The following is a 22,443-nucleotide window of genomic DNA, read 5'->3' as shown; positions in this document are numbered from 1 at the left end:
CGTCCGGCGTTTCATCACACGAGATTCTGCGGTGTACGAATGCCGAAGCTGCGGAAACACACTCGACCCCGATGCAGTCGTGTGTCCGCTGTGTGAATCAGACGAAATCAGTTGCTACGAACTAGAGTAAACCGATGAGCCGAGCATTCACCGATTCGATCGTCGTACCAGTTGCCAACGAGGAGGACGCTCGAGAGACGGCACGCGCCCTCGAACCGTACGATATCGAGCACGTCACTATCCTCTTCGTGATCGAAAAAGGCGAGGGGGTCCCGGACAAAACACCGGTCGAGCAGTCCGAGCGTATGGCCGACAAGTCGTTCGCCACGTTCCACGAGAAATTCCCAAGGGCAGACGTCGAAGTGGCGTATCGGCGAGATGTCGTCGATGGAATCCTAGATGTCGCATCTGGTATCGATGCGAGCGCAATCGTCTTTCGGCCTCGTGGCGGGTCGCGCATCGTGCAGTTTCTCTCAGGGGACAAGTCGCTCCGACTGATCACCGAAGCGGATCGCCCCGTCATCGCACTACCCAATCCCCCGAGTGAGGACGAAAAGGAGACGAGAAAATGAGCGATTCCGAACAAGAACTCGCACGGGACCTCGGCTTCCTCGAAGCCTATACGATCGGTCTCGGGACGATGATCGGCGCGGGGATCTTCGTCCTCCCGAGTATCGCCGCCGAGCAGGCCGGTCCCGCAAGCATGGTTTCGTTCTTCGCAGGGGGATTAGTTTCGTTGCTGGCTGCGCTCTCGCTGTCCGAACTCGCGACGGGGATGCCGAAGGCCGGCGGTAGTTACTACTACGTCAATCGGGCGCTCGGACCGTTCTTCGGGAGTATCGTCGGCTGGGGGATGTGGGCCGGATTGACGTTCGCGAGCGCATTCTATATGATCGGGTTCGGTCAGTATCTCCTCCCCGGGCTCGGACAGTACGTGGGGTTCCTCTCCGGATGGGGTCAGCTCGGGATAACCGTCGCTGCGCTCGTGATGGCCGCACTGTTGACCGGTGTGAACTACTACGGGGTCAAAGAGACGGGAGCGCTCCAGAACGTTATCGTCCTCACACTCGTCGGTCTCATTCTCGCGTTCCTCGGATTAGGGATCGTTAGTGAACCGACCATCCAGAATTTCAATCCCAACGGTTGGCCCGCTGTCGCAGCGACCATCGGGACGGTGTACGTGACGTTCATCGGGTTCGAGGTCATCGCGACCAGTGCGGAGGAGATCAAGAACCCGAGTCGAAACCTCCCGCTGGCGATGATCGCTGCTGTGGTGACACCGACGCTGATGTATGTCGGTGTGATGTACGTCTCGACCGGGACGCTCTCGATTGGCGCACTCGCCACTTCGCAGATTCCGGTCGCCGATGTCGCCACTGAGTTCATGGGATCGCTCGGTGCCTTGCTAATGATCGTCGGCGCCGTCCTCGCGACGGTCTCGAGCGCTAACGCAAGCATCCTCTCGGCCGCTCGCGTCAACTTCGCAATGGGGCGGGACCGAATTCTCGTCAACTGGCTCAATGAGGTTCACAATAGATTTCGGACGCCGTATCGTGCGATTTCGGCGACCGGCGTGGTTACCTTAGTTCTGATAGCGGTCGGGGTCGGAGTCGGGACTCTCGCCGAAGTGGCGAGCTTCATGTATCTCGTAACGTACGCCCTTGTTCACATTGCTGTCGTCGTGTTACGTCGGGCGGATCCGGAGACATACAATCCAGCGTTCGAAATTCCGAGCGTTCTCTATCCCATCGTCCCGATTCTAGGATTCGTGGCCTGTCTGGCGATTCTCGTCCAGATGAGCTTCATTGTCCAGGCTGTTGGGTCCGTTATCATCGTTTTCGGCGTACTGTGGTACTTTTTCTACGCACGTGACCGAGCACTGAGCGAGAGCCTCGTTGGAGAGGCCATCGCGCCTAAGCCCACCCCGATGGCAAGTAGGGAAGTTGGTTACCGTGTGGTTGTGCCGGTCGCGAACCCGGAAACGGAACGCGACCTCCTCCGAATGGCTGCAGCCAGCGCACATGCCCACGAAGACGTACATGCGGAGATAATTGTTGTGAACGTTATCGAAGTCCCTCGCCAGACCTCACTCTCGCAGGATCTCGCCTTCGAGGAAGAGCGAGTCGAACGCCAACGGGAACTACTGAATACCGCTCGTAATATTGCTGCGGACCTCGATATCGGGCTCCAGACACGAGCGATTGCCGGCCGTAATGCTGGTCCCGCCATCTTGGACGTCATCGAAGAGGAAAACGCAGATCACGTCGTTCTCGGGTGGCAGGGTACTCGAAGCCGGCATGAACACATCCTTGGGTCGACGATTGACCCGGTTATCGGACGCGCGCCGTGTGATGCGACGCTCGTCAAACTCGGTCCCGAGGATGGACGCGGTGAAGGAGATATTATGGTCCTCGCCGGTGGGGGACCCCACGCGCCTATTGCGGCGCGGCGTGCTGCTGAATTCGTCGCCGCAGCCGACGACGAGTCCTCGCTAACGCTCTTCAACGTACAGTCTCCGGAAACGGATGGTGACGAGGATGTGTCTCCCACCAAGCGTGGTGAAGCGGTGATTTCGGAGTTAGTCGAACGCGCTGGAATCGAATATATGTCGTACGAAACTCGGGTTGCGGTTGCTGAAGATACCGAACAAACGATCCTCGAGGCGGCTGAGGAGTACGACACGATCTGTGTCGGTGCGACCCGGTCCGGTGCAATCTCTCAAGCCGTGTTCGGGTCTCTCCCAGAGACCATTGGCGAAGAAGTCAGTCAGACGGTTGTGATGGCACGAGGTCCCGAGGAGTCGCCGATGTCTGTTCGGCAGGCCCTCTTGCAGAGACTAGAGGTATGATCACAATGATATCATCTCTACCCGAGGTCACAATATTGGAAGCCCACTTATCGACATCGCGAGGTTGTCGGGCAGCGGAGTAGTCGCCATTGGATGCGACAAAAGACAGGCGAACCAGGCGCCGACGAGTTCGGTTGTCTGGTGCTGAACGCCGGCGAGACACTGACGGAGATGTTAGCTGATGACGAAACCACACAGGTTGATGTACACGTTGGCTCGGCTAGCCCTCTGAACCGGTCCCTCGTCGCTGATGCGCTGGCGGTCGCATATTTTGTTGTGTTTGTCAGTACGTCCGCTCTCGAGGGATTCGATAAGAGGGGGCTGTCTTTGTGGCTCTCGACCTTTTTAAAGACACTACACTCATTGGGGATGGCACTGTTCAATTGCGCTGTGAACGGCGTCACGCCGTCCGACGAACGTTAGGTGATCGCCGTGCTGAAGCGTCAGATCTGGTTCGGGAATTTGCGAATCTCCATCACGACTGACGAGTGCGATCAAGACGCCATCCGGGAGGTACTCATCGAGTTCGCGGATAGATTTTCCAATCAGCTTATCCGCGGTCACTTCGGTTTCTTGGACGTCACCGCTCCGACCGAGTTCCGTCATCCATTCCGAGAGTGCAGGCCTCTCGATCGCGTTGTCCATTTCGTGAGCGATCGCATCGTTCGCTGAAATCGCGCGGACACCGAGCTCCTCGAATGCTTCGACGTTATCCGGCGTGTTCACTCGGGCGATGACTGTCTCGACATCAAATTTCGAGTTCGTGAGTTGTGCGATGAGCAGGTTCGCGTCGTCGTTGGCCGTCGCTGCCGCGACGATCTTCGCGTTCTCGATCCCGGCGCTCTGAAGAACACTCGTATCAGTCCCATCACCCTGATGGGCAGCGAATCCAGCACTCCGTGCTGTTTCAACGGCTTGCTGATCGGTATCGATGATGACGACGTTTTCGCCTCGGTCCTCCAGTCGTTCGGCGAGGCCGCGTCCGACGCGGCCAGCGCCAACTATGATGACTCGCATGGGTAGTACGTTGAGTGCTTGTGCGATGTGTCGGGCAAAGCCACCTTCGACCACGACCGTCGCGAGGATGACCAGAAACACCGTCCCGACGAGAACCGTCGCCTGTTGGGGATTCGTCGATTGAAGCTCGAGTGCGAAGAGCGTCGCCACACTCGCAGGGATAATTCCACGCGGCCCGATTGCGCTCATGAACAGCTGTTCACGGAACGTGAACCGCGTTCCGTAAGTACAGATCACGACAGCTATCGGTCGAATCAACAGCGTCACAGCCACGACAACGATGACTCCACCCACCCCAAGCGAGGCAAGTTCGTCGAAGGTCAACAGGGTCGCTAGCGAGATGAACACGAACGAGAGGACAATCAGCGTGATATCACCCTTGAACGCTTCAATCTCTGTTTCGTACGGAAGATCTGCATTTCCGAGGAGGACACCGGCAGTCGCAACTGCAGCGATCCCCGCTTCTGATGCGAGCGCTTCAGCAATGCCAAACGTCGCAATCGCGCCGATCAACACCACCAATCGAGCATTCTGAACCGCATTCGACGGCGACAGGTCGACGTGCTTGAGAAGGTACCAAATTATTGCTGCTGTGACGACACCTACGAGAACACCTATCCCGAGTCGGGACACAAAAGACTCGAGAAGCTGCCGAAGGCTGGTCCCTCCGGCGACAGCTAAATCAAAGATAACAACGGCGAGAATCGCAGCCGTGACGTCGTTGACGATCCCCTCTGTCTCGAGCGCGGCTCCGACTCGGTCGCGGACAGAAATAACAGTCAAAATTGGTGTAATCACCGTCGGACCAGTTGCGATGAGGAGCGCTCCGACCAGGAAAGATAACGACCATGGGACATCGAGGGCAAATCGAACGACAGCAGCGGTTCCAACGAATGTGAACATTGCCCCGAGCGTCACCAGGCGAAAGGCCTCACGCGGGGCCTGACGTAGCTTATCGAGTTTCAGGTGAAACGCTCCCTCGAAAATGATTATTGCGACCGAGAGCCCAACGACAGCTGAGAGTGATTCGGGTCCGCCGAATGATTTCAAGCCGACGAGGTCGAGCCCTTCTGGACCGACGGCGATCCCGGCTAGAATAAGAAACAACACACTCGGAATCTCAAGTCGGTCAGAGAGGATTTGAGCAACCACACCGAGACCGAGGATGATTACAACGAGAGAGAGAAGCTCGCCCCCAGCAGTCACAGATCAAACACCAATCGTATTATATCGATGCTGGAGTATAAATACGGGGTAGAGGCCTCCTGACTTCAGCCAGTCCAGAGTGCTGGTGGTGTCCTACATTCGCTCTGTCATCTCGTCTTCAAGGCCTGTCGAGAGAGATATGGATGTGAACGGCGGGGAGGAATCGCGTTCGTACCTCGGTATCCAACGTCTTCGCCCTGAATGACGAGTCCACGCCCCGTCAGACCGTGTGCGTCTTTTACTTTGCTTAGTCAGCCGTACTCTTCCTCGCTCACTCGATGTTCAAGTTGGAGAAGACATCCCGCGAAGCCGTTGAGTACGCCCGACAGTTCGAGACGCCGGTTATTGTCCTCGAAGACCTGTCGTACATCCGCGAACATCTCGACTACGGGAAATGGATGAACCGCCGTCTCCACAACTGGGCGTTCGCCCGTCTCACCGGACGCATCGAGGACAAAGCCCTCGAAGCGGGAATCTCGGTACGGTTCGCCCAGCGGACACGAGTCAGACGTGTCACGCCTACGGTCACACCGGTTCTCAAAGTTCACAGGCGGCGTTCCGATGCTTCGGCTGTACCGAGCTACCATCTTCTGCCCGGCCGAAAAACAGGGCCCAGTAGGCCCTCACCCACTCACCGTGCGGCGCCGTAGACAATGCGTGAGAGAGGAATTCATACCTACAGTCGGGGCCAGTCGTACCACCGCTGGACCTTCGAACCGTCTGCTGACTTCTCGCCGATGAGGACGTCGTCGCTCGAGCATGCCGGACAGCTGAGTTCCGAAGCCGACGGCTGCCGGAACACGTCATGGAAGGACGTTGAGCCTTTCGTCTCGTACCCCCGCGACCACACAGGGTAGCCGTCGACGAGAATTGTCCCACACCACTTAACCGGTACAGGTCTAGCGATCGATGCAGGATGGCTCGCGCATCGGTTTCGGTGTTCCGATATGCGAGCGTCGGCGACCGGCTCTTGCGTCGCCAGTTGGTGATTAGCGGCATCGCTTAGAAATGGACGTCAGCAGGCACGATCCAGAGCTCCTTGCTCTCCTCGATGATTCGATCCAACTGCTCGTGGTGGCGAATTCCGTTCGCGTACTCGTTGTACAGGAACACTGTCGGCCCGTCGTAGGCGCCGACCTGGTGGAACGCGTGCCGGGCGAGATCCTCATCGCGCATGATCTCCTTGTCAGAGAGTTCGTTGATGGCTTCCTCGACTCGTTCGAGATTGTGTTCGAACTCCTGCTTCGTCGCCTCCCAGCCACGTTCGAGCAAGTCTTGGCCGTCGTCGGAGTCAACAGGGACCGCAGTTGGGAGGTCGCCCCACCGCGCTTTGCCTGCGACTGTCGTATCTCCCTCCTCGAACGTCACGTAGTAGTCGAACACGGCGCAGGAGCATAGGTCTGAGCCGACCAGTCGGTCGAACACCGTCCTTCCGGTGGCCAATGCGTCGTCGTGTGTCGATACGTCTTCGTCGAAGCCACTGTCGTAGATGTCGCTCGTTGCCATCGGTAATCCGCGAGGCACGTTGTCTGCACCCCGCACCCCTCAGGGGGCAGAAAAACGACCGCGGACGTACTGGTGTGATTCTGTTTAACTCCCAACCCGTCGCTCCGGACGACGATCGTTCGTCTCAGGCGTTAGTGTGCATGCACACTACGTTTATACAGCGCGGTCTCATCAGTTGGAATATGAGCAGTGACAGCGTCGACTCCGAAAGTAAGGTCTCTGGGAATCAAGCGAATATCCCTGCTCGAATTCGTCGAGAACTCGATATTGACGATGGTGATACGCTCCGCTGGCACATCGAAAGCGACGGTACTCTCCGCGTCGAAATCGTTCAGCAGCGAAGCGGGACATTTGGCGACTTCACCGGCTACGACGGCAGCCAAGAAACCGACGTGACAACCGATCACGATGCGTGGGGCGTCGACATCAACTAAATGCCGCGAGCACTCGTCGATACATCTGTTCTCTTCGCCGCAGCATATCGCCGCGATGGCGCACATGATGACGCACTTCCCATTCTCCAAGGCATTGATGCTGCTGAGCTTCCAGAAGCGGTCATTCTTGACTACGTTCTTGCCGAGACACTGAACGGACTGACGACACACGCTGGTCACGAAGCTGCTATCGACTTTCTGGATCGTGTCGAAGAGAACACCCACTTTCACATCGATTCGTTGACTGGCGACGCCTTCGCGACTGGGAAGGCACTCTTCCGGCAGTACGAGCGGTTTTCATTCGTCGACGCCTGTATTGTCGCGTACATGCAGACTGAAGGCCTCGGATATCTCTACGCATTCGACGATGACTTCGACGCCGCCACGGAGGTGTATCGCCTCGACACGGCGACGGATCCCTACCAGCCAGAGTAAGGTAGGAGCGAATACACAATCGGTTCAATACGATATCAGTTGTACAGAAGGTGACGCGACCAGCGCGTGTATACCTACGTCTCAGGGAGCGTTTTTCGACCAGTCCGAACGCAGTTCCAGCAGGGAAATCCGTCGTTGAGTTCCTCGCACTCACACCGATCCGACTCAGCAGGTTCGTAGTGGTCAGTAGCTGTGGTTCCGCCGTCTGCCACGACCTGCACTTTCGTCACGAACTCGAGGATTCGAGGCCGAATCGCGACAGCGACCCGGTGTTTGCACGGGCCTTCGTACGTCGCGTCGGCAGGGCACTCACAAATGACCGGAATACCGTCGACAGCGGTAACGAGGTACTCGTGGGTTGCTGGGTTCTCGTGGCTCTCGTTGCGAACGCGGATGTCACCGTCGAGAACTGAAAACGCGAAGGCTTCGTACTGTGCTCGTTTGAGGACACGATTCGTCGGCTCGAAATCTGCGGGTAGTAGTTGATCCATCGGTGAGTTCAGCGCTTGTACGCAGCGCTGCACAGCTCACAGCGCCGATAGACTCTCACCGATGCTGATGCTCTGTGGGGCACTTCGACTGCAGTACCGAAATCTGGCTCTGTTTTAGTGGCTATGCCGGAAGAACAAAACCAGCCTGTGAGTACCTCTTGGCCCAATTCCGTTGTTCTAATACTGACAGTAGAAGACCATCTGTACTGCGTCTAAACAAGGCTGAGAGGGTGTATTCAGCAGATAAGACGGCCGATGATGACCAGTTCGGTGACTGGGTCAGGCTGTCGGCGCGACGTTCTGGTTCCGGTGGAACAGGTTGTCCGGGTCGTACTTCCGCTTCAGTTCCACGAGCCGGTCGTAATTCTCGCGGTAGGCAGCACGCTCCTCGCCCGCCTCCTCGGGAATGAAATTGACGTAGACGCCGCCGGTGGCATGAGGAGCCATCGCCTCGTGAAGCTCACGGGTCCAGGCGATGCACTCGTCGTCTTGGGCCGGATCGGTCCAGCGCGTGTGGAGGTTCATGAGGAACTCCGCGTTCCGGTGGGGGTACGCCGTCGCGTCCACGGGTATGTCGTTGATCGCACCGCCGAGTTAGGCGATGGCACTCTCACTCTCCGGTGTGGGCAGCGACTCACCGTACGTGACGAAGGTGTTGATCATCCCATCGGTGAACTCGGCGAAGTTGTGGGACTTCCAGTAGTTCCGTGACCCGGGGGTGAGCAAGCCGTCGAACCCCTGCTGCCAGCCAGCGTACGGGTGGGGGCCGATGGCGTCGGCGATGGGTTTGCCGATCTCCCGTAGCGGCTGCAGGGCTGTCTCGCCGTCGGTCAGAGCACCGTCGTAATAGACGGCGATGACGAGCACCTTCTCGCCGTGCCACACCTCCGGAATGAACGGTATAGCGGTGGCGCGTGCCTGATGACCATCCAAGCGGTGATCTGGTCAGGGGCATCGGCGACGAACTCGCGGTAGGCGGCCATCACCTCGGCCGTATCGTCGAACGGACGGACAAGCAGGCCCGAGAGCACCTCGGGACCGACCTCGTGGAGGTCGAACTCGAAGGACGTGACGACACCGAAGTTGCCGCCGCCCCGGAGCCCCCAGAAGAGGTCGGAGTTCTCGTCCTCGCTGGCGTGGACGAGACGACCGTCGGCCGTGACCACGTCCGCCCTGCGGAGATTGTCGGCGGTCAGACCGTATCGACGGGAGAGCCAGCCGAAACCCCCGCCGAGCGTCAAGCCGGAGATTCCCGTCGTCGAATTGTATCCGACGGGCGTGGCGAGGCCGAACGCCTGTGCCTCGTGGTCGAACTCTGCGAGTATCTCGATTTTCTGAGGTGATATCTTCTAAACTCCACGGCATCGGCCCACGTCTCTCTCGGCGGGCACTGGTCGGCGTCCTCATCGGCCTAGTGGGGGTCGCCCTCGTCGTTCGCCCCACTCCCGAGGCGCTGTTCAGCGACGACTTCCGGAGAAAGCTGCTGGTGTTGACGGCCATCACGGGCGTCACACTCGGGTCAATTGCGATCCGAAAGAGCGGGATCGCATATGCCCGCAGCGACGACGACGGTCCTCTTGCTGGCCCTGGGCGGCGCGGTACTCCACGCCGGGAGTATCCTGTCGGGCGAACCACAGGCAGTCACTCTGGCCTCGACGTTCGTCGGCTCGTACCTCTACCTCGCGGTGGTCGCCACCACGATGGCCTTCGTGGCGTACTTCTCGCTGCTCGACCAGGTGGGACCCCACCAAGCAAACCTCGTGGTCTACGTCGTCTCCATCGTCGCCACGATCGTCGGGTGGGCGTGGCTGGGAGAGCACTTGCCCGTGGTCACGTTAGCCGGGTTTCTGGTGATCTTCGGAGGGTTCCTTGTGGTCAAGTGGTCCGAACTATCTCGGAGCGTCAGGGACGCCTGGGTCCGGACACGGGGCTAGCGCACTTAGCGCTGAGACGGGAATCTGAAAGGGTCTCTGGGTGTAAGTGAGTGAAATAGAGGACATGTGCCGGATACGTGCAGTGTGTCGTGCAGAGCTACGACCGAACTATCGATATTCTATCAGGTCATCTCATACGAAGTGCACAGAGTCCTCAAAGTGAAAGGTTGACCCTGATGCGGGTGGGTTGGAAATCACCGGTCGTCTCCGTGGTTTCGAACCTGTCGTACGGCCCGTCGATAGCCCGTTACACGAACACCCCAGCACTTTTGTCCTCTATCCGGTCGGTTCGCTGTTGTATGCACCGTCGGCTATACATCACACAGGTGTCGATGGCCCTCCCGAACGCACCGTATCGGCCCAGCGTACGATCCTGAACTCGTGGTTAGGACGCTGGAGAACCGTAGTCGGCTGGCGTTCGTTCGGTCGCGACCCCGGCGAACCCGCCGTCGATAGAGACGGTTAGCGTCTCGTCGTCTTTGGTCATGGTGACCAGCATTGAGAGGGGATCGAGTTCCGTCACAGTAATCGCGACGTCGCCAAGGTGGTTGGGGAGGTCCCGCGCCGGGACTGCGTCGACGTCGACTCCGTGATCGCGATAGAACTCGGCGACGGCTGTCCGGTGACACAGCAACACTGCGAGCGGGAACTCCATCCACAGCCCACACTGCGAACACGTCCAGACGACCGACGCGATTCCTTCCTGGAGATCGTAGCGGGTGAGGTCAGCCAGTTCGGCTGCCGACAGTTCCTCGCGCAGATCGGTCGGGACGGCGTTCTCGTCGGTGACGAGCGTGAACGACCCCGTTCCGTAACACCGGGGACAGATATCGTGTGCCCCAAGCTCGAACTGACCGTGGCTCACCCGCTCGAACGCCGCGTGTATCTCCCGGTTAGTTCGACCGACCAGACCGCTCGGGTGAAACGGCGCCATCTCGTGTGTCCGGCCGCAGTCGGGACAGATGACGAAGAACATCTGTTCCTCGTAGCGGAGCGACAGTCCCGCGCTACAGGCTGGGCAGACGCTGTCGATGGGAAACGGATCGACGTCCCCACTCCAAGTCAGGTCCCCGGATCGGACGGCCCACACGACGTTCACGCCGGCGTTCGTGATGTCGTATCCCTCTGCGGTGTTCCTGACGAACTGGTCTTCGAGCTTCCGCAGGTGGTACCTGAACTGACCGGGGTCTGCGACGCCGACGCGCTTCCGGAGTTCGCCGAACCGCAGCGGCCGATCCTGTGCGTCCCAGAGCACCAGCAGGATTCTGAGTCGTGTCTCGCTGGCCAGACTGGCGATGGCCGTCGCCACCGTCTCGGAGAACGACAGCCCAGAACCCTCTTTGGGAGCTCCCTCATCGATACTCTTCTCCGGGTTCTCACCCACACGATTCCGAGACATGCGATATACACGCGCGATACGGGCAAAGCGTTTGCTGCGCCCGACCGAAAACGTCCGGTTGTACTCGGTCGGCTGGCCGGTTTAATGACCATCTCCTCCGACTAACGGTCGTAGGCGTCTCCTCGCAGTTCTGTAAGCGCACTCGCCACCGATAGACACTGGTTGAGCGGACTGGATCAAGTTCAGGGTGCCGAGAACCGCGGTACAAATCTGATAGTGACCCGGTCGTTCGGAGGCTGTCGACCGGATAACCCGTCGACCGAACCTCTTACTGTCGACCTCATAGAAATATTATTCTAATTACATTTATCGCCTGATGCGACCTCTTCTGTAGTAGCGCCAGTGGGCCGATGCTGGTCGTTTCCGACTGTCGGGACGATCACTCCTCGGTCTCCAGAGCGCGGCGATCACTCACGCTGAGTAGTGGATACACTGGTCGGCCAGCGAACACGACCGCGCCCATTGGTCGCTCACACAACCATGTCACCCACACCCAATCAGGTCCTGTCTGTCGCTTTCGTCGTTGCGACGGTATTCGTCGTCCAATTCACTCCCGCGGGCGCGGCGCCTGCGTCGGTACAGTTGACTGTCGATCCCGCGCAGTTCGCAGGAATCTCCGCTCCCGTGACTGCAGGAGCGAGTTCTCCGATCGATTCGTGTCGAACGATCGCTGAGGAGGGGCGATACCACCTCGTCGCGGACCTCGTGAGCCATACCTACACCTGCTTGGACGTCGAGGCTGACAGCGTCGTTCTCGACGGCCGGGGCCACGCGTTGACCGTCGCTGAAAGCACCCGGGCGTACGGCGCGGCCCTCGGTATGCCGACGCCCGACCAGTTCGGCGAGGCGGTCGTCGTCACCGGCGGCCGCTCGAACGTCACGATCGCGAACCTCTCGTTCGAGGGGTTCGATAGCGGCATCCGAGCGACCGGCGGCGCTGACCTCTCGGTCGTCAACGTCACCGGGACGAATGCTGTCACTGGCGTCGTTATCGATGGCGTCTCTCGCGTCCGTGTGATGTCGACCACGATCCTTGACAGCGCTGGGGACGGTCTGGTGGTCCAGAACGCGACCGACGTCACAATCGACGCCGTGACCGTCGACGCCAGTTGGATGGCTGGGATTGTCGTCAATGGGTCCGACCGCGTGTCCATCCAGGCGACGACCGTCAGCCGAAACCACGGCGACGGGCTGTTCGTCACCGACAGCACCGACGTCGTCACTGTGGGACTCGTCGCCTCCGACAACGCCGTCGGGATTCTAGTGATCGCTGCCGACGGGACTACCGTGACCGCAAGCACGCTTGACCGGAATTCGATCGCCGGCATCGCGGTTCTGCGGGCCGACGGAGTGATTGTGGCCGACAGCACCATCTCGAACACGGTCGGCGATCCCGGCGCTGTCGGCGTCGAACGCACGGCCGGGCTGCTGACCGTCGACGCTCGGAACACCACGCTCCGCGACGTGCGAGTCTTCGGGAACCACGACTGGACAATCGTTGGGCTGGACTCCGCTAGCATCGTCGTCGAGCGGGTCATCGCGGGTTCGACTGTTGTCTCATTTACCGCCACTGGCGTCTCGATCGAGTTGCACTTCCTCGTCGACCGCCCCTGTTCGGCGTCGACCGTCGCGTCGGTCAGCACTGAGATTGAGCGCCAGGCGACCGCCGGCGACGGAGTCGCTCCTGAGGTTACAGTCACCTGTGTGCGGTAACCTGAGTGGCTCCGGGGGCCGATGTCGTCGGATGTGCAATCGTCTCTTTGCGCCGAGGGCTTTGGCTCGGCTCATTCCGTTTGATCTCTCACTTCAGTTGGAACTGTATGTTGAACGCTTTGCCAACCGCTACGATGGATTTCCCGTCACAGTCAACAATCAATAGATGAGTGCAGGCTGTCGCGAGCGAGGCAAACCTTTCGGGTCTATCCACACTGTCTGCGAGCCACCGCCGCCGGTAGCTACGCGTACAAAGGCGTCGCCCCGGTGCTGCCCCCAACTCTACTAGGGTGGGGCGATCTGGCGACTGCACAAAAATACAGCCGTATCTCGGGGACAGAACGGCTGATGCGCTGCGTCGAGTCCATCACCGGTATGACTACTCAGCCCTCTCTCAGCATTTCTGCGACGGATACAGAGGGTGAGTTCATACGAACAGCTATCCGAACTCCCATACTATCTCAGTCATATGCCCCTCATCCAGTGCAACGGAGCCGATCTCTATTACGAGGACCACGGTGAGGGGCAACCGATCGTCTTTCTCCATGGTGCAACGGCTGGCCTCCGGTACTTCGAGCCGCAGCTGATGGGGCTCTCGAACGAGTATCGGACGATCGCCGTCGATTTCCGAGGACACGGCCGGTCGGAGAAATCGGAACTCGGTCACACCCTTGGCCAATACACCCGCGACGTACAGACCGTCCTCGAAGAGCTCGATCTCGACCGAATCGTCCTCGTGGGGTGGTCGATGGGTGCCCTCATTTCGTGGGAGTATATCCATCAGTTCGGAACCGACCGGCTTCGGGCGATCGTAGACATCGACATGGAGCCGTCTCCAGTGAAACGAGGGGACTACGAGTACGGGACGTACGGGACCGAGGATCTCGAAGGGGCGATCGATGCAATCCAGCAGGACCCCATTGGCCTTCTTGACGAGGAGGCCGAGGCGTTACTGAAAGACCCGCCGACCCGAGAACTCCGGAACCTCATCCTTGACGAAGGATCCCGGACGCCACCGCCGATTCAGGGAGCCTTACTCTTCGGGCTGTCATTCATTCGGGACTACCGCGAGTTGCTACGGAGTGTCGATATCCCCGCTCTCGTCTGTGCGGGCGCTGATGAGAAATGGCGAAGCGTTGCTTCAGTCAAGTACGCTGCGGAACTCATTCCAGACGCGAGATTCGAACTCTTCGAGGGGAGCGGGCACTGTATCACCGTTGAAGAGCCCGACCGGTTCAATCGGGTCCTGAGCGATTTCATCGAGTCACTGTGATGAATCCGTACGCTGGATCTGGAGTCGAATCGGTCGATCAGCTCTCTGTAGCCGCATTGAACAGAGCCGTATCGGCGTAGGACGTCCAGCGAACGATCTTCTCGTCCTCGAAGTCGAAGACGTGGACACCGCGAAATTCGACGGATTTCGCGGTCTCGATGTAGGTGCGGTCATCGCGACAGTGGCGCTCCCGATAGCGGAATACGGCCCCGGAGTAGCTTTTATCCCGACCCTACTCGGATGGCTCGTTGCTTTTCTCGGAGCACTCGTCTTCGGTGTCGCGATACTTCGGAGCGACGTTGCGACGACGCCACGGTTCGGCGCTTGGTTACTGGTCGCGGCACTGCCCGTCGGCTTGCCGTTCGCCATCGCCTTCACGACCTACGTGATGGGAGAGGGCGCCGACCCGTGGGCAGGGTCGTTCCTGTTGTACGGACTCGCGTGGGTCGTCTTCGGGCGCTACCTCCGATCGGCGAACAGACGAGGACTGCCTCGGCTAAGGTCACGAGCGACTGAATCTCGCTGTGCAGGTCGGCGGCGAATCAAGATGCCCGACGGTTCGACCCCTTTTTGCCGTCGTCATGATTCTCGTCCGGCCGACTAATTCGGATACCTGTTATACATACGTGCCTTCTATTCAGCACGGCCTCAATAAACTCTCAGCGACAGAGGATTTCAGCAGAGCCCGTAACCTCAACTTCTGCGTATATCTACTCGTCTCGAACCCATGATGCGATTTGCCGGCTATATGTATCGTACACCGTGAGTCCTGTCTGAAGCGTTTCGTACACTTCTTCCACATCGACATGCCCATACTCGTGTGCGAGGACGTTTCTGAACCCGACCGCGGCGACGAGCGTCGTCATCGTCTGTTCCTCGATAACGCCCTCCCGGTACAGAACGCGAACCGCTTCCTTAGCGGTACTCCCGTCGTATCCGAAATCGCGCGTTGCGATGTGTTGGGCGAGGTCGGAACATGCCTGGATAGCGTTCTCGAACATCCGCTCAACAGCACGCTGTTCAGTTGTGTTCCGGAGAAAATTCGTCGCGAGATAGCGTCTCCTGTTTCTCAATCAGTTCGCCGTGGTACTGCTCGATATGTTCGAGTTTGATCGAGACGACTCGCGTATCAGCCACGCAGTCCATCCTCCGCGATCCGGTCGATCACGGCACGCTGCTGGCGGCGAAGGTCGTCACGTTGGTCACCGAATGTCGCTTCGATGTCCACCTTGAACTGCTCAAACGCGTCCTTATTACCGCAGACAAACGTCCCGTTGACAGCGTCGTGTGCGATGTCAAGAGGAAGCGTTTCAATGTCCGAGATGTCGATGAAGGGCCATTCCTCTTGCTGAAGATCTCCCGACAGGAAACACCGCTTCTCGAACCGTTCGCTGTCCGAGAGATCGTCGAAAAATTTGACGGCAATATCGAGATCGGATGCGCGAGTCGCCTCTCCGGTGACTTGGGACCCGAATGCGACCGCGAACTTGACATCCGGGTCGGAGCACGCCGACTCTTCAAGAGAGGCGAACAGTGCCGAATCCCCGTCGCCCTTGCTCATACGTGAATCGACGGCGTATCGTTACAAAAGAATTCCGCCGTATTGGGTTGTATGGCGGACCAAGACGACGTTTAGTATAAACCGCCCACTGAACGGCGTCTCCGCTGTGATGCGGTGCTTCAGTTTGAGGTTCGCAGCTCCCCAGTGGGAGTAGTGGAGCGTGTACGTGCCATCGATACGTTCGTACGCAATGAGTGCGCGATGTCCCATCTTCAGTCACCTCACGGGACGATGCTCATGCTGGATCGCCCCACACCCCCTCTTGGGGGATGAAAAACAACTACCGCTTAATCGGCTCGTGGGAACTGAGGTCTGCGTGGAGGACCTCATCGTTGCGAACGACGTGCCGTTTGGCTAGCACCGGGAACCGACACTTCGTGAACCCAGCCGTCTGAATATCGAATTCCTCATCTGGTTCGAGATAGCTGGCGAGTGTCCGGAGGAACTCGTGGGTCACGATTCCACCTTCGTAGTCTGGAAGGCTGTTCTCTTGGGCCTCATACACCTCGAAATCATCATAGCCCCTGATAGTGAGCTCACCCTCCTCGGTAGTCTCCCAGTTGAGCTTCCCGAAGCAATGGTTCTCGCACAGTTCGCGGACTGCCTGCGAATCCGATACGATTGCCCCAGTTCGTCTCCGTCAAAACCGAGATTTTGCACTCGAACGTCTCGACATCATTGAGGAGGAGCGTCAAGATCTCGCAAGTGCCGAACTTCACGAACGCCGTGACGTAATTACGCTCTGGGAGGAGAATCTGGAAGACCGCCGCTTAATCAAGCACGCGTTGGCACTCTACTCGGATGTCGAAGCCGCTCGCGAACAGCGGATCAACGTGGCTGACCGCGCCACAAACTAATTCTCGTGATCTTCGAACCTGCGGATGTCATCGAGGGCGACACAGCTACTCGCAGGACTGCTCGTCCGCTTTTTCCCGGAGTTCGACCGCGACCTTCTCGAAGTGTTCCGTCCCATTCGGTTGCGAGTTCGTCGTAGATTTCCTCGTGCTTGTCGAGGTTGATCACGTCGCCCTCATCGACACTGCTCTCATCTGTCGCGAGTGCTTTCAGGATCTCTTTGATCTCCCGGTCGTAGTTAAAGCGACGGCCATTCAACGCGTAGAAAATTCGGGTCGACATAAGCGCCGTTCGCTTGTTGCTATCGACAAATGGACGATTCGCCGCAATGAGTCGCAGCAGCTGATATGACTTCTCGTGGAGCGACTCGGGCGCGTGACCGAAATGGCCTTCTTGGATATGGTCGACGGTATGGACGACGGCCAAGCGTGAATAGTGAGAGCGATAGTAACACTTCTAACAACAAAGAGAGAAGATCAACGTGGCCTTGGGTTACGGTTGTAGCGACATACTTCGATCTCAGTCGACTCAATCCTGCGATACTCCCAGATTAACTGTAGAGACCCTAAACGGCTGTTCCAAACGTTCACGGCTTCCGGGACAGACGACGTAGATAATGGACTCAGAGGACCCTGCAACTGATATCGACGAAAGCGTTATCAAGAGCATCGAAGCCCTCGCCAATCAACAGCGGCTGGAGATTCTCGTCGCGTTGGCCGAGAGGAAATACGATGGTAAAGCGGAGACGTCCGCGATGTCTTTTACGCAACTGTACGACGTCGTGAGTTGCCAGAGCACGTCGCAGTTCTCTTACCATCTCAAACAGCTTGTCGACAGATTCATCATCGAAACCGAAGACGGATATCAGCTCACGTACGCTGGTGACAAAGTTCGTCGTGCCCTCTTTTCGGGGCTCTACGAGCCGTCTCACGTGTTCGGTCCTGTGGCTGTCGAAGGGGCCTGCCCAAACTGTGGTGCGCGGGCACTTAATGCAGACTCAGCCGAGGGTCGGTTCACTGTGGAGTGCCGAAAGTGCGTAACACCCATCGTCTCCGATCTCTTCCCGCAGAGTATCGCTCAGGAGCGATCTACGCAAGAAATCGTCGACAGTTTTGGCTACGGTATCTGGGCGAAGTACCTCTTCGTACGAGGAGGCGTCTGTCCCGAATGCTATGGGCTGCTTGAAACCACTATCCAGCAGTTAGAGCGTGAAGAGCATTCCATGGGAGTCTCAATTAACGAATGTCGCAGATGTTGGTTCACCGTCTCCCTTCCTATCGACGTCGTCGTTGCGTTCCACCCGGTGGTTATCGAAGCCTTCTGGCAACACGGTGTCTCCCTCCTCGATACCCCTCTCTGGGAGCTATTCGAGTACACGACAGCAGAAAACTGGAACACCACTGTGAGAGCAGAGGAGCCGTTCGCTGCTTCAGTCGAGATCATCCTCGACGATACGGAGATGAGGTTAGCAGTCGATCATCAGCTCTCGGTTACGGTTCTACAGAAGACCGAGCTTCGATAGAGAGCAAGCGAGATCTCTCACCGACGAATCTGGGTATGATTCCATAGAGAGCAGTATTCTACAGCGAGTAACCAGCACGCGAGTGATGGAGCGATGAGAAACCCAACCCTGTCAGTGGATGTAGACTGAGAGTTGGAGTTGACACGCCTTCGACCCAATCTATCAACTTAAACGTGTTTGAGTAATCTGTTTGCCAAATTGTAATCCACATGACAATATTTATCCGGTCTCCGGGGAAGAATCGGCTATGCACCCGCTCCGCCACTCGTTGATTGATGAACATCCCGTCGCGTCGTTCTTCATCGGGGCGTACGCGTATACGTGGATCATCTCTGCCCCCGCCGTATTCATGGAGCCGAGTTGGACCGCGGCAATTCTCATTTATATCGGGAGTTTTGGCCCTCCAGTAAGTGCGGCAGTAGTGACGTGGCTGCGGGGCGACGACGTCAGAGAGTGGGCGAGCCAAATCACGAAGTGGCGCGTGGGATGGAAATGGTGGTTCGTTGCTCTCGGCCTTCCGCTCGTCGCGGCGGCGCTAATTGCGGTCGGTATCTTTGCAGTTCGAGGTCCCATCGATTTCGGACGGGCGCTCCCGTCACCGTTGCTCTTCGTAGGGCTATTCCTCTTCACCCTCGTACTCAGCGGCGGCCTAAACGAGGAGCCTGGGTGGCGAGGATTCGCTCAAGCTAGGCTCAACGAACGGTACGGGGCGTTCAACGCGAGTCTCATTATCGGGGTCGTCTGGGCTGGCTGGCATCTCCCGTACTTTCTCGCACCAGTCACTCCACATTCGAGTTTCCCCCTCGTCAATCAGGTCGGGTGGGTCGGTGGAATCCTCACCCTGTCTGTCATCCTCGCGTGGGCGTACAACAGCACCGGGAGCGTCCTCATCGTGATGGTGCTCCACGCAATGGCTAACACGGCGGACGTGCTCATTCCACTCGTTCCCAACGAGATTCTCATCGACGGGGTGATCAACGAGCGTGCGGTCGGTATCGTGACCGTCGTTCACTTAGTCGTATACGCCGCCATCGCTCTTGCCATCGTCGCGTACTACGGTCGTAAAGTCCTCGCTCGTGGTGCGATTCCGAAAACGGCCGACGTTGGTGGTGGAGGCTCGTGATCACGAATACAGCGGCAGAGCAGCGTCTCTCTGAGCGGTCGATAGAGGGACGATAGAGATGGCTGCAATCGATATCGATGGTCTGACTAAACAGTTCGGAGACGTCGTCGCCGTCAACGACCTTGACTTGCGCGTCGAGGAAGGAGAGATCTTCGGGTTCCTCGGCCCGAACGGCGCAGGGAAGTCCACGACGATCGACATTCTGCTCGACTTTGTCCGTCCGACAGCAGGTACCGTGACTGTTCTCGGCCACGACGCTCAGCGAGAGGGTGAAGCCGTGCGGCGGAAAACCGGCGTTCTCCCGGATGCCTACCACGTCTACGAACGGTTGACTGGCCGGCAACACCTGGAGTTCGTTTTGGAGATGAAAGGTTCGAGCGAGGACGTGAACGAACTTCTTGAACGGGTTCGCATCGCCGACGCCGCTGACCGGAAAGCTGGCGGGTATTCGAAAGGGATGCGGCAGCGGCTAGTTCTCGCGATGGCGCTCGCTGGCGACCCCGACCTGCTCGTCCTCGACGAACCGTCTACCGGACTGGATCCGAACGGAGCCCGTGAAATGCGGGAGATCATCCAAGAAGAGAACGAACGCGGAACAACGGTGTTCTTCTCCAGCCACGTCATGGAGCAGGTCGAGGCGGTCTGTGACCGGGTGGCGATCATCAATCGCGGCCAACTCGTCGCCGTCGATACTATCGATGGCCTTCGCGACGCGACCGAAACGGGCGAAGTCCTGTATATATACGTCTCTAAACTCAACGAAGCTACTATCGAGCGAGTCACCGAACTCGACGGTGTCGGGAGTGCTTCGATCGATGACGGTCGGATTCGAGTCGTCGTCGATGATGCCTCGAAGTTTGCCGTTCTGCAAGCTATCGACGCCCACGTAACGTCGATTCAGGACTTCTCGGTCGTCGAGTCCTCCCTCGAAGACCTGTTTGTCCGCTACACTGAGGACGAGCAGGAGGTCAGAGCATGACGTGGCTGGTAATTGCGAAGAAAGACTTCCGAGATGCCGTCCAGTCACGCGCGCTCTGGGCGCTCGTGACAGTGTTCGTCCTCTTATCGCTCGTTTCGACGTATGCGTACGTCCAAGTGCCCGAGATGCTTGGTGAGTCGACGGGAGCGACGTTCGCCGGGCTCATTTTCTTCACAGTCGGCCTTACCGGCCTGTTCGTGCCCCTTGCGGCGATTGTGGTCTGCTACAAGTCCCTCGCCGGCGAACGCGAACTCGGGAGTATCAAGCTGTTACTCTCGTTGCCGACCAACCGGCTGAACGTTTTCACCGGAAAGGTCGCCGGACGAGCGGGCGTTCTCGTGTTCGGTCTCGGTATCGGCCTCCTCGTTGGATTAGGGTTCGGCTCCGTACTGCTCGGGACACTCAGCCCTGGTGTTACACTCGTATTCGCTCTCGTGACCCTCGGATTTGCGGCGATTTACGCGGGAATCATGGTCGGACTCTCGGCCACGACGGGTTCGACTTCACGTGCGACCACACTCGCACTCGGATTCTTTGTCGTCTTCGAGTTGCTCTGGGACGTCGTCCCGATGGCGCTCGTCTACGTAGTCAACGGATTCAGTCTTCCATCCACAATGCCCGACTGGGTTTTCCTCGTCAGTCAGGTTTCCCCGTCTTCGGCGTATCTCTCAACGGTCGTCGCTCTCCTGCCTGGATTCGCAGAGACTGCCGGTGCAGCGCCCGCCCAGACGAGCGTTGGAGTCGAAGCGACTGCCGTTGAGCCAGACCCGTTCTTCCTGATCCCGGAGGTGGGGATCGTCGTTCTCGTCCTCTGGCTCGTCGTTCCGTTCCTCGTTGGGTATTACCGGTTCAACGCCGCAGACCTGTAGCGCCAACTACTGAAACACCACAAACCAAACACGATGATGACAAACGAAAGTATGCAAATCGTCCGTCTTCCGAAGGAAACGGTTTCTCTCGACGGAGTCGTCCAAGCCGAACTGCAAGAACGGTATGGCGGATTGTCCGCGGCTCTCATCGTCGGCGTATTTTGGGGGCTCTGGCACCTGCCCCAATTCATCCCTGGCGGATTCCGCGCCGACTGGCCGCTCGAACTTATCGTCGCCTATTTCGTGGGGATTATCGCGTTCTCCGTGCTCCTCGGGTGGGTGTTCAACGGATCGAACGGGAGCGTGCTGTTAGCCATGCTAATGCACGGAACCGACAACGCGACGACGGGGCAGGTTCCGCTCGATCCGGACGTCGTCCTCGTCGGTGACGCTATCGACTGGAGTACGCTCGCCACGTTGAACGGATCGCACGCGATTATCACATGGGCGGTCGTACTGCTCGTCGTCGTCACGACCGGCATCCGCCTTTACGATTACCGAGTCAGTCCGGACTGGAACACGGAGCCGTAACCTAGCATCGGTCGGGAGAACATTAAGGGACTACCACTGGAACCAGCCAACAGAGGGACACAATCACCCATTATCCCGCGACCCGTGCTATCGCGACGGCTTCCCGATAGCACGAAACCGCCAGCAGCAGATACCCGCCGACCAAGAGCACCCACTCTCGGCGCGTCAGCGACCAGTCGCTGGGAGATCGTACGCGTTCGAACTCCTCTTTCAACCGAGGTCCAGACTCCTGATGCCACAGCATCACGCCCCGCGTCGCGACCACGATTGCGATGAACGCCGTGATCTCCATCGGGCCGCTCCGTTCGACGAGCACAGCCAGCGACGGCGCTATCCGTTCTCCTCCGATGGCGAGCGATCCGGTCCCCCAGACCGCCCCGTACCATGGTGCTTGGACGACCTCGATGACGTATCCCATCGGTGTGTTCACCGACCGGAGCGTGTTCGCGCCGATAGCGATCAGGGAGACGCCGGCGTTCCACCCGAACAGCCACAGGAATTCCCGAGTGATACTCCCCGCGTACCGCGCGGTTACGCCCGGATTCCCACCGCGTAACAACCCTTGTGAGAGGAGATGGTAGCTGATGATCCACGCCGTCGTGAACACACTCGCGACGATGATCCAAAGAGAGACGAATCGGACGAGTACGTCATCGTGATTGACGTACCGTCCAACTCGCTTCGATATCCGACCAATCGTCCCGGTCGTATTCGACGCTACCATACGATAAGTCGGCGTGCCGCTGA

The 22,443-nt window shown here is 58.5% G+C and carries 22 protein-coding genes and 5 pseudogenes; 14 read left to right on the top strand and 13 right to left on the bottom strand.

Translation table 11 applies throughout. The annotated features are described in order from the left end of the window. The first annotated feature begins 134 nt into the window (after nt 1-134). A complete protein-coding gene (locus tag C474_RS06410; protein ID WP_008385073.1) occupies nt 135-572 on the top strand; it encodes a universal stress protein in 438 nt (145 codons plus the stop codon). Then, the gene (locus C474_RS06405) at nt 569-2,848 is read left to right on the top strand and encodes an amino acid permease (protein WP_008385070.1); all 2,280 of its coding nucleotides are present in this window, start codon (nt 569-571) and stop codon (nt 2,846-2,848) included. The genes C474_RS06410 and C474_RS06405 overlap by 4 nt, the downstream gene beginning before the upstream one ends. Nucleotides 2,849-3,208: 360 nt before the next feature. On the opposite strand, the gene C474_RS06400 is transcribed toward C474_RS06405, so the two are convergent. After that, entirely contained in the window at nt 3,209-5,071 is a 1,863-nt protein-coding gene (locus tag C474_RS06400; protein WP_008385069.1) for a cation:proton antiporter domain-containing protein, read from the bottom strand. A 287-nt stretch (nt 5,072-5,358) separates the two neighbouring features. Here C474_RS06400 and C474_RS21265 point away from each other — a divergent pair. Beyond that, nucleotides 5,359-5,636 (top strand): annotated as a pseudogene (locus C474_RS21265) (IS200/IS605 family accessory protein TnpB-related protein); the annotation flags it as partial. Between the two features lie 111 nt (nt 5,637-5,747). Here C474_RS21265 and C474_RS23005 read toward each other — a convergent pair. The 3 genes and pseudogenes from C474_RS23005 to C474_RS06395 all read right to left on the bottom strand — a co-directional run bounded on the left by C474_RS23005 (nt 5,748) and on the right by C474_RS06395 (nt 6,577). After that, a complete protein-coding gene (locus tag C474_RS23005) occupies nt 5,748-6,020 on the bottom strand; it encodes a DUF7568 family protein (protein ID WP_449404848.1) in 273 nt (90 codons plus the stop codon). Continuing rightward, nucleotides 6,011-6,070: pseudogene (locus tag C474_RS23650) on the bottom strand (DUF7568 family protein); the annotation flags it as partial. The gene C474_RS23005 and the pseudogene C474_RS23650, both read right to left, overlap by 10 nt. A gap of 3 nt (nt 6,071-6,073) precedes the next feature. Beyond that, the gene (locus tag C474_RS06395) at nt 6,074-6,577 is read right to left on the bottom strand and encodes a hypothetical protein (protein ID WP_008385065.1); all 504 of its coding nucleotides are present in this window, start codon (nt 6,575-6,577) and stop codon (nt 6,074-6,076) included. A 182-nt stretch (nt 6,578-6,759) separates the two neighbouring features. On the opposite strand from C474_RS06395, the gene C474_RS06390 reads away from it, so the two are divergent. Both C474_RS06390 and C474_RS06385 read left to right on the top strand, forming a co-directional pair. Beyond that, the gene (locus C474_RS06390; protein ID WP_008385063.1) at nt 6,760-7,011 is read left to right on the top strand and encodes an AbrB/MazE/SpoVT family DNA-binding domain-containing protein; all 252 of its coding nucleotides are present in this window, start codon (nt 6,760-6,762) and stop codon (nt 7,009-7,011) included. Further along, nucleotides 7,012-7,446, top strand: coding sequence for a PIN domain-containing protein (locus C474_RS06385; RefSeq protein WP_008385061.1), 435 nt, complete (start codon nt 7,012-7,014; stop codon nt 7,444-7,446). Nucleotides 7,447-7,520: 74 nt separating this feature from the next. On the opposite strand, the gene C474_RS21255 is transcribed toward C474_RS06385, so the two are convergent. Beyond that, entirely contained in the window at nt 7,521-7,937 is a 417-nt protein-coding gene (locus tag C474_RS21255; RefSeq protein WP_083861960.1) for an SWIM zinc finger family protein, read from the bottom strand. A gap of 279 nt (nt 7,938-8,216) precedes the next feature. Further along, nucleotides 8,217-9,283, bottom strand: a pseudogene (locus C474_RS23490) (FAD-binding oxidoreductase). Nucleotides 9,284-9,487: 204 nt separating this feature from the next. Between C474_RS23490 and C474_RS06375 the strand changes: the two are divergent. Further along, complete coding sequence (locus tag C474_RS06375; protein WP_008385057.1) at nt 9,488-9,871, top strand: DMT family transporter; 384 nt, start codon at nt 9,488-9,490, stop codon at nt 9,869-9,871. A 385-nt stretch (nt 9,872-10,256) separates the two neighbouring features. On the opposite strand, the gene C474_RS06370 is transcribed toward C474_RS06375, so the two are convergent. Next, nucleotides 10,257-11,270, bottom strand: a complete 1,014-nt coding sequence (locus tag C474_RS06370; RefSeq protein ID WP_152421611.1) for a winged helix-turn-helix domain-containing protein — start codon at nt 11,268-11,270, stop codon at nt 10,257-10,259. Between the two features lie 480 nt (nt 11,271-11,750). On the opposite strand from C474_RS06370, the gene C474_RS06365 reads away from it, so the two are divergent. Continuing rightward, entirely contained in the window at nt 11,751-12,983 is a 1,233-nt protein-coding gene (locus tag C474_RS06365; protein ID WP_083861959.1) for a right-handed parallel beta-helix repeat-containing protein, read from the top strand. Between the two features lie 469 nt (nt 12,984-13,452). Further along, nucleotides 13,453-14,256, top strand: coding sequence for an alpha/beta fold hydrolase (locus C474_RS06360; protein ID WP_008385051.1), 804 nt, complete (start codon nt 13,453-13,455; stop codon nt 14,254-14,256). Between the two features lie 710 nt (nt 14,257-14,966). Here C474_RS06360 and hepT read toward each other — a convergent pair. The 4 genes and pseudogenes from hepT to C474_RS06345 all read right to left on the bottom strand — a co-directional run bounded on the left by hepT (nt 14,967) and on the right by C474_RS06345 (nt 16,439). Beyond that, nucleotides 14,967-15,257, bottom strand: coding sequence for a type VII toxin-antitoxin system HepT family RNase toxin (gene hepT, locus C474_RS06355; protein WP_008385049.1), 291 nt, complete (start codon nt 15,255-15,257; stop codon nt 14,967-14,969). Between the two features lie 128 nt (nt 15,258-15,385). Further along, nucleotides 15,386-15,817, bottom strand: coding sequence for a nucleotidyltransferase domain-containing protein (locus C474_RS06350; RefSeq protein WP_008385048.1), 432 nt, complete (start codon nt 15,815-15,817; stop codon nt 15,386-15,388). 84 nt (nt 15,818-15,901) lie between these two features. Continuing rightward, nucleotides 15,902-16,027 (bottom strand): annotated as a pseudogene (locus tag C474_RS23405) (DUF6735 family protein); the annotation flags it as partial. A gap of 70 nt (nt 16,028-16,097) precedes the next feature. Then, nucleotides 16,098-16,439, bottom strand: a complete 342-nt coding sequence (locus C474_RS06345) for a hypothetical protein (RefSeq protein ID WP_049916767.1) — start codon at nt 16,437-16,439, stop codon at nt 16,098-16,100. Between the two features lie 73 nt (nt 16,440-16,512). Here C474_RS06345 and C474_RS23645 point away from each other — a divergent pair. Then, a pseudogene (locus C474_RS23645) lies at nt 16,513-16,674 on the top strand (DUF7342 family protein); the annotation flags it as partial. Here the strand turns inward: C474_RS23645 and C474_RS22995 are convergent. Next, a complete protein-coding gene (locus tag C474_RS22995) occupies nt 16,646-17,098 on the bottom strand; it encodes a type II toxin-antitoxin system death-on-curing family toxin (RefSeq protein WP_008385040.1) in 453 nt (150 codons plus the stop codon). The pseudogene C474_RS23645 and the gene C474_RS22995 sit on opposite strands and share 29 nt — an antisense overlap. 190 nt (nt 17,099-17,288) lie before the next feature. On the opposite strand from C474_RS22995, the gene C474_RS06340 reads away from it, so the two are divergent. From C474_RS06340 to C474_RS06320, 5 genes are all read left to right on the top strand, one after another. Further along, nucleotides 17,289-18,194 (top strand): winged helix-turn-helix domain-containing protein, encoded by a 906-nt coding sequence (locus tag C474_RS06340; RefSeq protein ID WP_008385037.1) that lies wholly within the window; start codon nt 17,289-17,291, stop codon nt 18,192-18,194. A gap of 247 nt (nt 18,195-18,441) precedes the next feature. After that, a complete protein-coding gene (locus C474_RS06335) occupies nt 18,442-19,317 on the top strand; it encodes a CPBP family intramembrane glutamic endopeptidase (RefSeq protein ID WP_008385035.1) in 876 nt (291 codons plus the stop codon). Between the two features lie 58 nt (nt 19,318-19,375). Further along, nucleotides 19,376-20,296, top strand: a complete 921-nt coding sequence (locus C474_RS06330) for an ABC transporter ATP-binding protein (protein WP_008385034.1) — start codon at nt 19,376-19,378, stop codon at nt 20,294-20,296. Beyond that, nucleotides 20,293-21,165 (top strand): ABC transporter permease, encoded by an 873-nt coding sequence (locus C474_RS06325; protein ID WP_008385033.1) that lies wholly within the window; start codon nt 20,293-20,295, stop codon nt 21,163-21,165. The genes C474_RS06330 and C474_RS06325 overlap by 4 nt, the downstream gene beginning before the upstream one ends. A 51-nt stretch (nt 21,166-21,216) precedes the next feature. Continuing rightward, nucleotides 21,217-21,696: a CPBP family intramembrane glutamic endopeptidase gene (locus C474_RS06320; RefSeq protein ID WP_008385032.1), complete on the top strand. Its 480-nt coding sequence runs from the start codon at nt 21,217-21,219 to the stop codon at nt 21,694-21,696. 70 nt (nt 21,697-21,766) lie between these two features. Here C474_RS06320 and C474_RS06315 read toward each other — a convergent pair whose 3' ends face one another. After that, nucleotides 21,767-22,420, bottom strand: coding sequence for a hypothetical protein (locus C474_RS06315; RefSeq protein WP_008385031.1), 654 nt, complete (start codon nt 22,418-22,420; stop codon nt 21,767-21,769). Between the last annotated feature and the right edge of the window lie 23 nt (nt 22,421-22,443).

Source organism: Halogeometricum pallidum JCM 14848, assembly GCF_000337095.1.
In the GTDB taxonomy this organism is placed as follows: Archaea; Halobacteriota; Halobacteria; order Halobacteriales; family Haloferacaceae; genus Halogeometricum; species Halogeometricum pallidum.
The sequence above is the reverse complement of the archived record's forward strand: the minus strand, read 5'-3'. Positions and strand labels throughout refer to the sequence as shown.

What these genes read in the sequence shown, in the direction of transcription:
- C474_RS06410 (WP_008385073.1), top strand. Translation starts at nt 135, where the DNA reads ATGAGCCGAGCATTCACCGATTCGATCGTCGTACCAGTTGCCAACGAG.
- C474_RS06405 (WP_008385070.1), top strand. Translation starts at nt 569, where the DNA reads ATGAGCGATTCCGAACAAGAACTCGCACGGGACCTCGGCTTCCTCGAA.
- C474_RS06395 (WP_008385065.1), bottom strand. Translation starts at nt 6,577, where the DNA reads ATGGCAACGAGCGACATCTACGACAGTGGCTTCGACGAAGACGTATCG.
- C474_RS06390 (WP_008385063.1), top strand. Translation starts at nt 6,760, where the DNA reads ATGAGCAGTGACAGCGTCGACTCCGAAAGTAAGGTCTCTGGGAATCAA.
- C474_RS06385 (WP_008385061.1), top strand. Translation starts at nt 7,012, where the DNA reads ATGCCGCGAGCACTCGTCGATACATCTGTTCTCTTCGCCGCAGCATAT.
- C474_RS21255 (WP_083861960.1), bottom strand. Translation starts at nt 7,937, where the DNA reads ATGGATCAACTACTACCCGCAGATTTCGAGCCGACGAATCGTGTCCTC.
- C474_RS06375 (WP_008385057.1), top strand. Translation starts at nt 9,488, where the DNA reads ATGCCCGCAGCGACGACGACGGTCCTCTTGCTGGCCCTGGGCGGCGCG.
- C474_RS06370 (WP_152421611.1), bottom strand. Translation starts at nt 11,270, where the DNA reads ATGTCTCGGAATCGTGTGGGTGAGAACCCGGAGAAGAGTATCGATGAG.
- C474_RS06365 (WP_083861959.1), top strand. Translation starts at nt 11,751, where the DNA reads ATGTCACCCACACCCAATCAGGTCCTGTCTGTCGCTTTCGTCGTTGCG.
- C474_RS06360 (WP_008385051.1), top strand. Translation starts at nt 13,453, where the DNA reads ATGCCCCTCATCCAGTGCAACGGAGCCGATCTCTATTACGAGGACCAC.
- hepT (WP_008385049.1), bottom strand. Translation starts at nt 15,257, where the DNA reads ATGTTCGAGAACGCTATCCAGGCATGTTCCGACCTCGCCCAACACATC.
- C474_RS06350 (WP_008385048.1), bottom strand. Translation starts at nt 15,817, where the DNA reads ATGAGCAAGGGCGACGGGGATTCGGCACTGTTCGCCTCTCTTGAAGAG.
- C474_RS06340 (WP_008385037.1), top strand. Translation starts at nt 17,289, where the DNA reads ATGGACTCAGAGGACCCTGCAACTGATATCGACGAAAGCGTTATCAAG.
- C474_RS06335 (WP_008385035.1), top strand. Translation starts at nt 18,442, where the DNA reads ATGCACCCGCTCCGCCACTCGTTGATTGATGAACATCCCGTCGCGTCG.
- C474_RS06330 (WP_008385034.1), top strand. Translation starts at nt 19,376, where the DNA reads ATGGCTGCAATCGATATCGATGGTCTGACTAAACAGTTCGGAGACGTC.
- C474_RS06325 (WP_008385033.1), top strand. Translation starts at nt 20,293, where the DNA reads ATGACGTGGCTGGTAATTGCGAAGAAAGACTTCCGAGATGCCGTCCAG.
- C474_RS06320 (WP_008385032.1), top strand. Translation starts at nt 21,217, where the DNA reads ATGCAAATCGTCCGTCTTCCGAAGGAAACGGTTTCTCTCGACGGAGTC.
- C474_RS06315 (WP_008385031.1), bottom strand. Translation starts at nt 22,420, where the DNA reads ATGGTAGCGTCGAATACGACCGGGACGATTGGTCGGATATCGAAGCGA.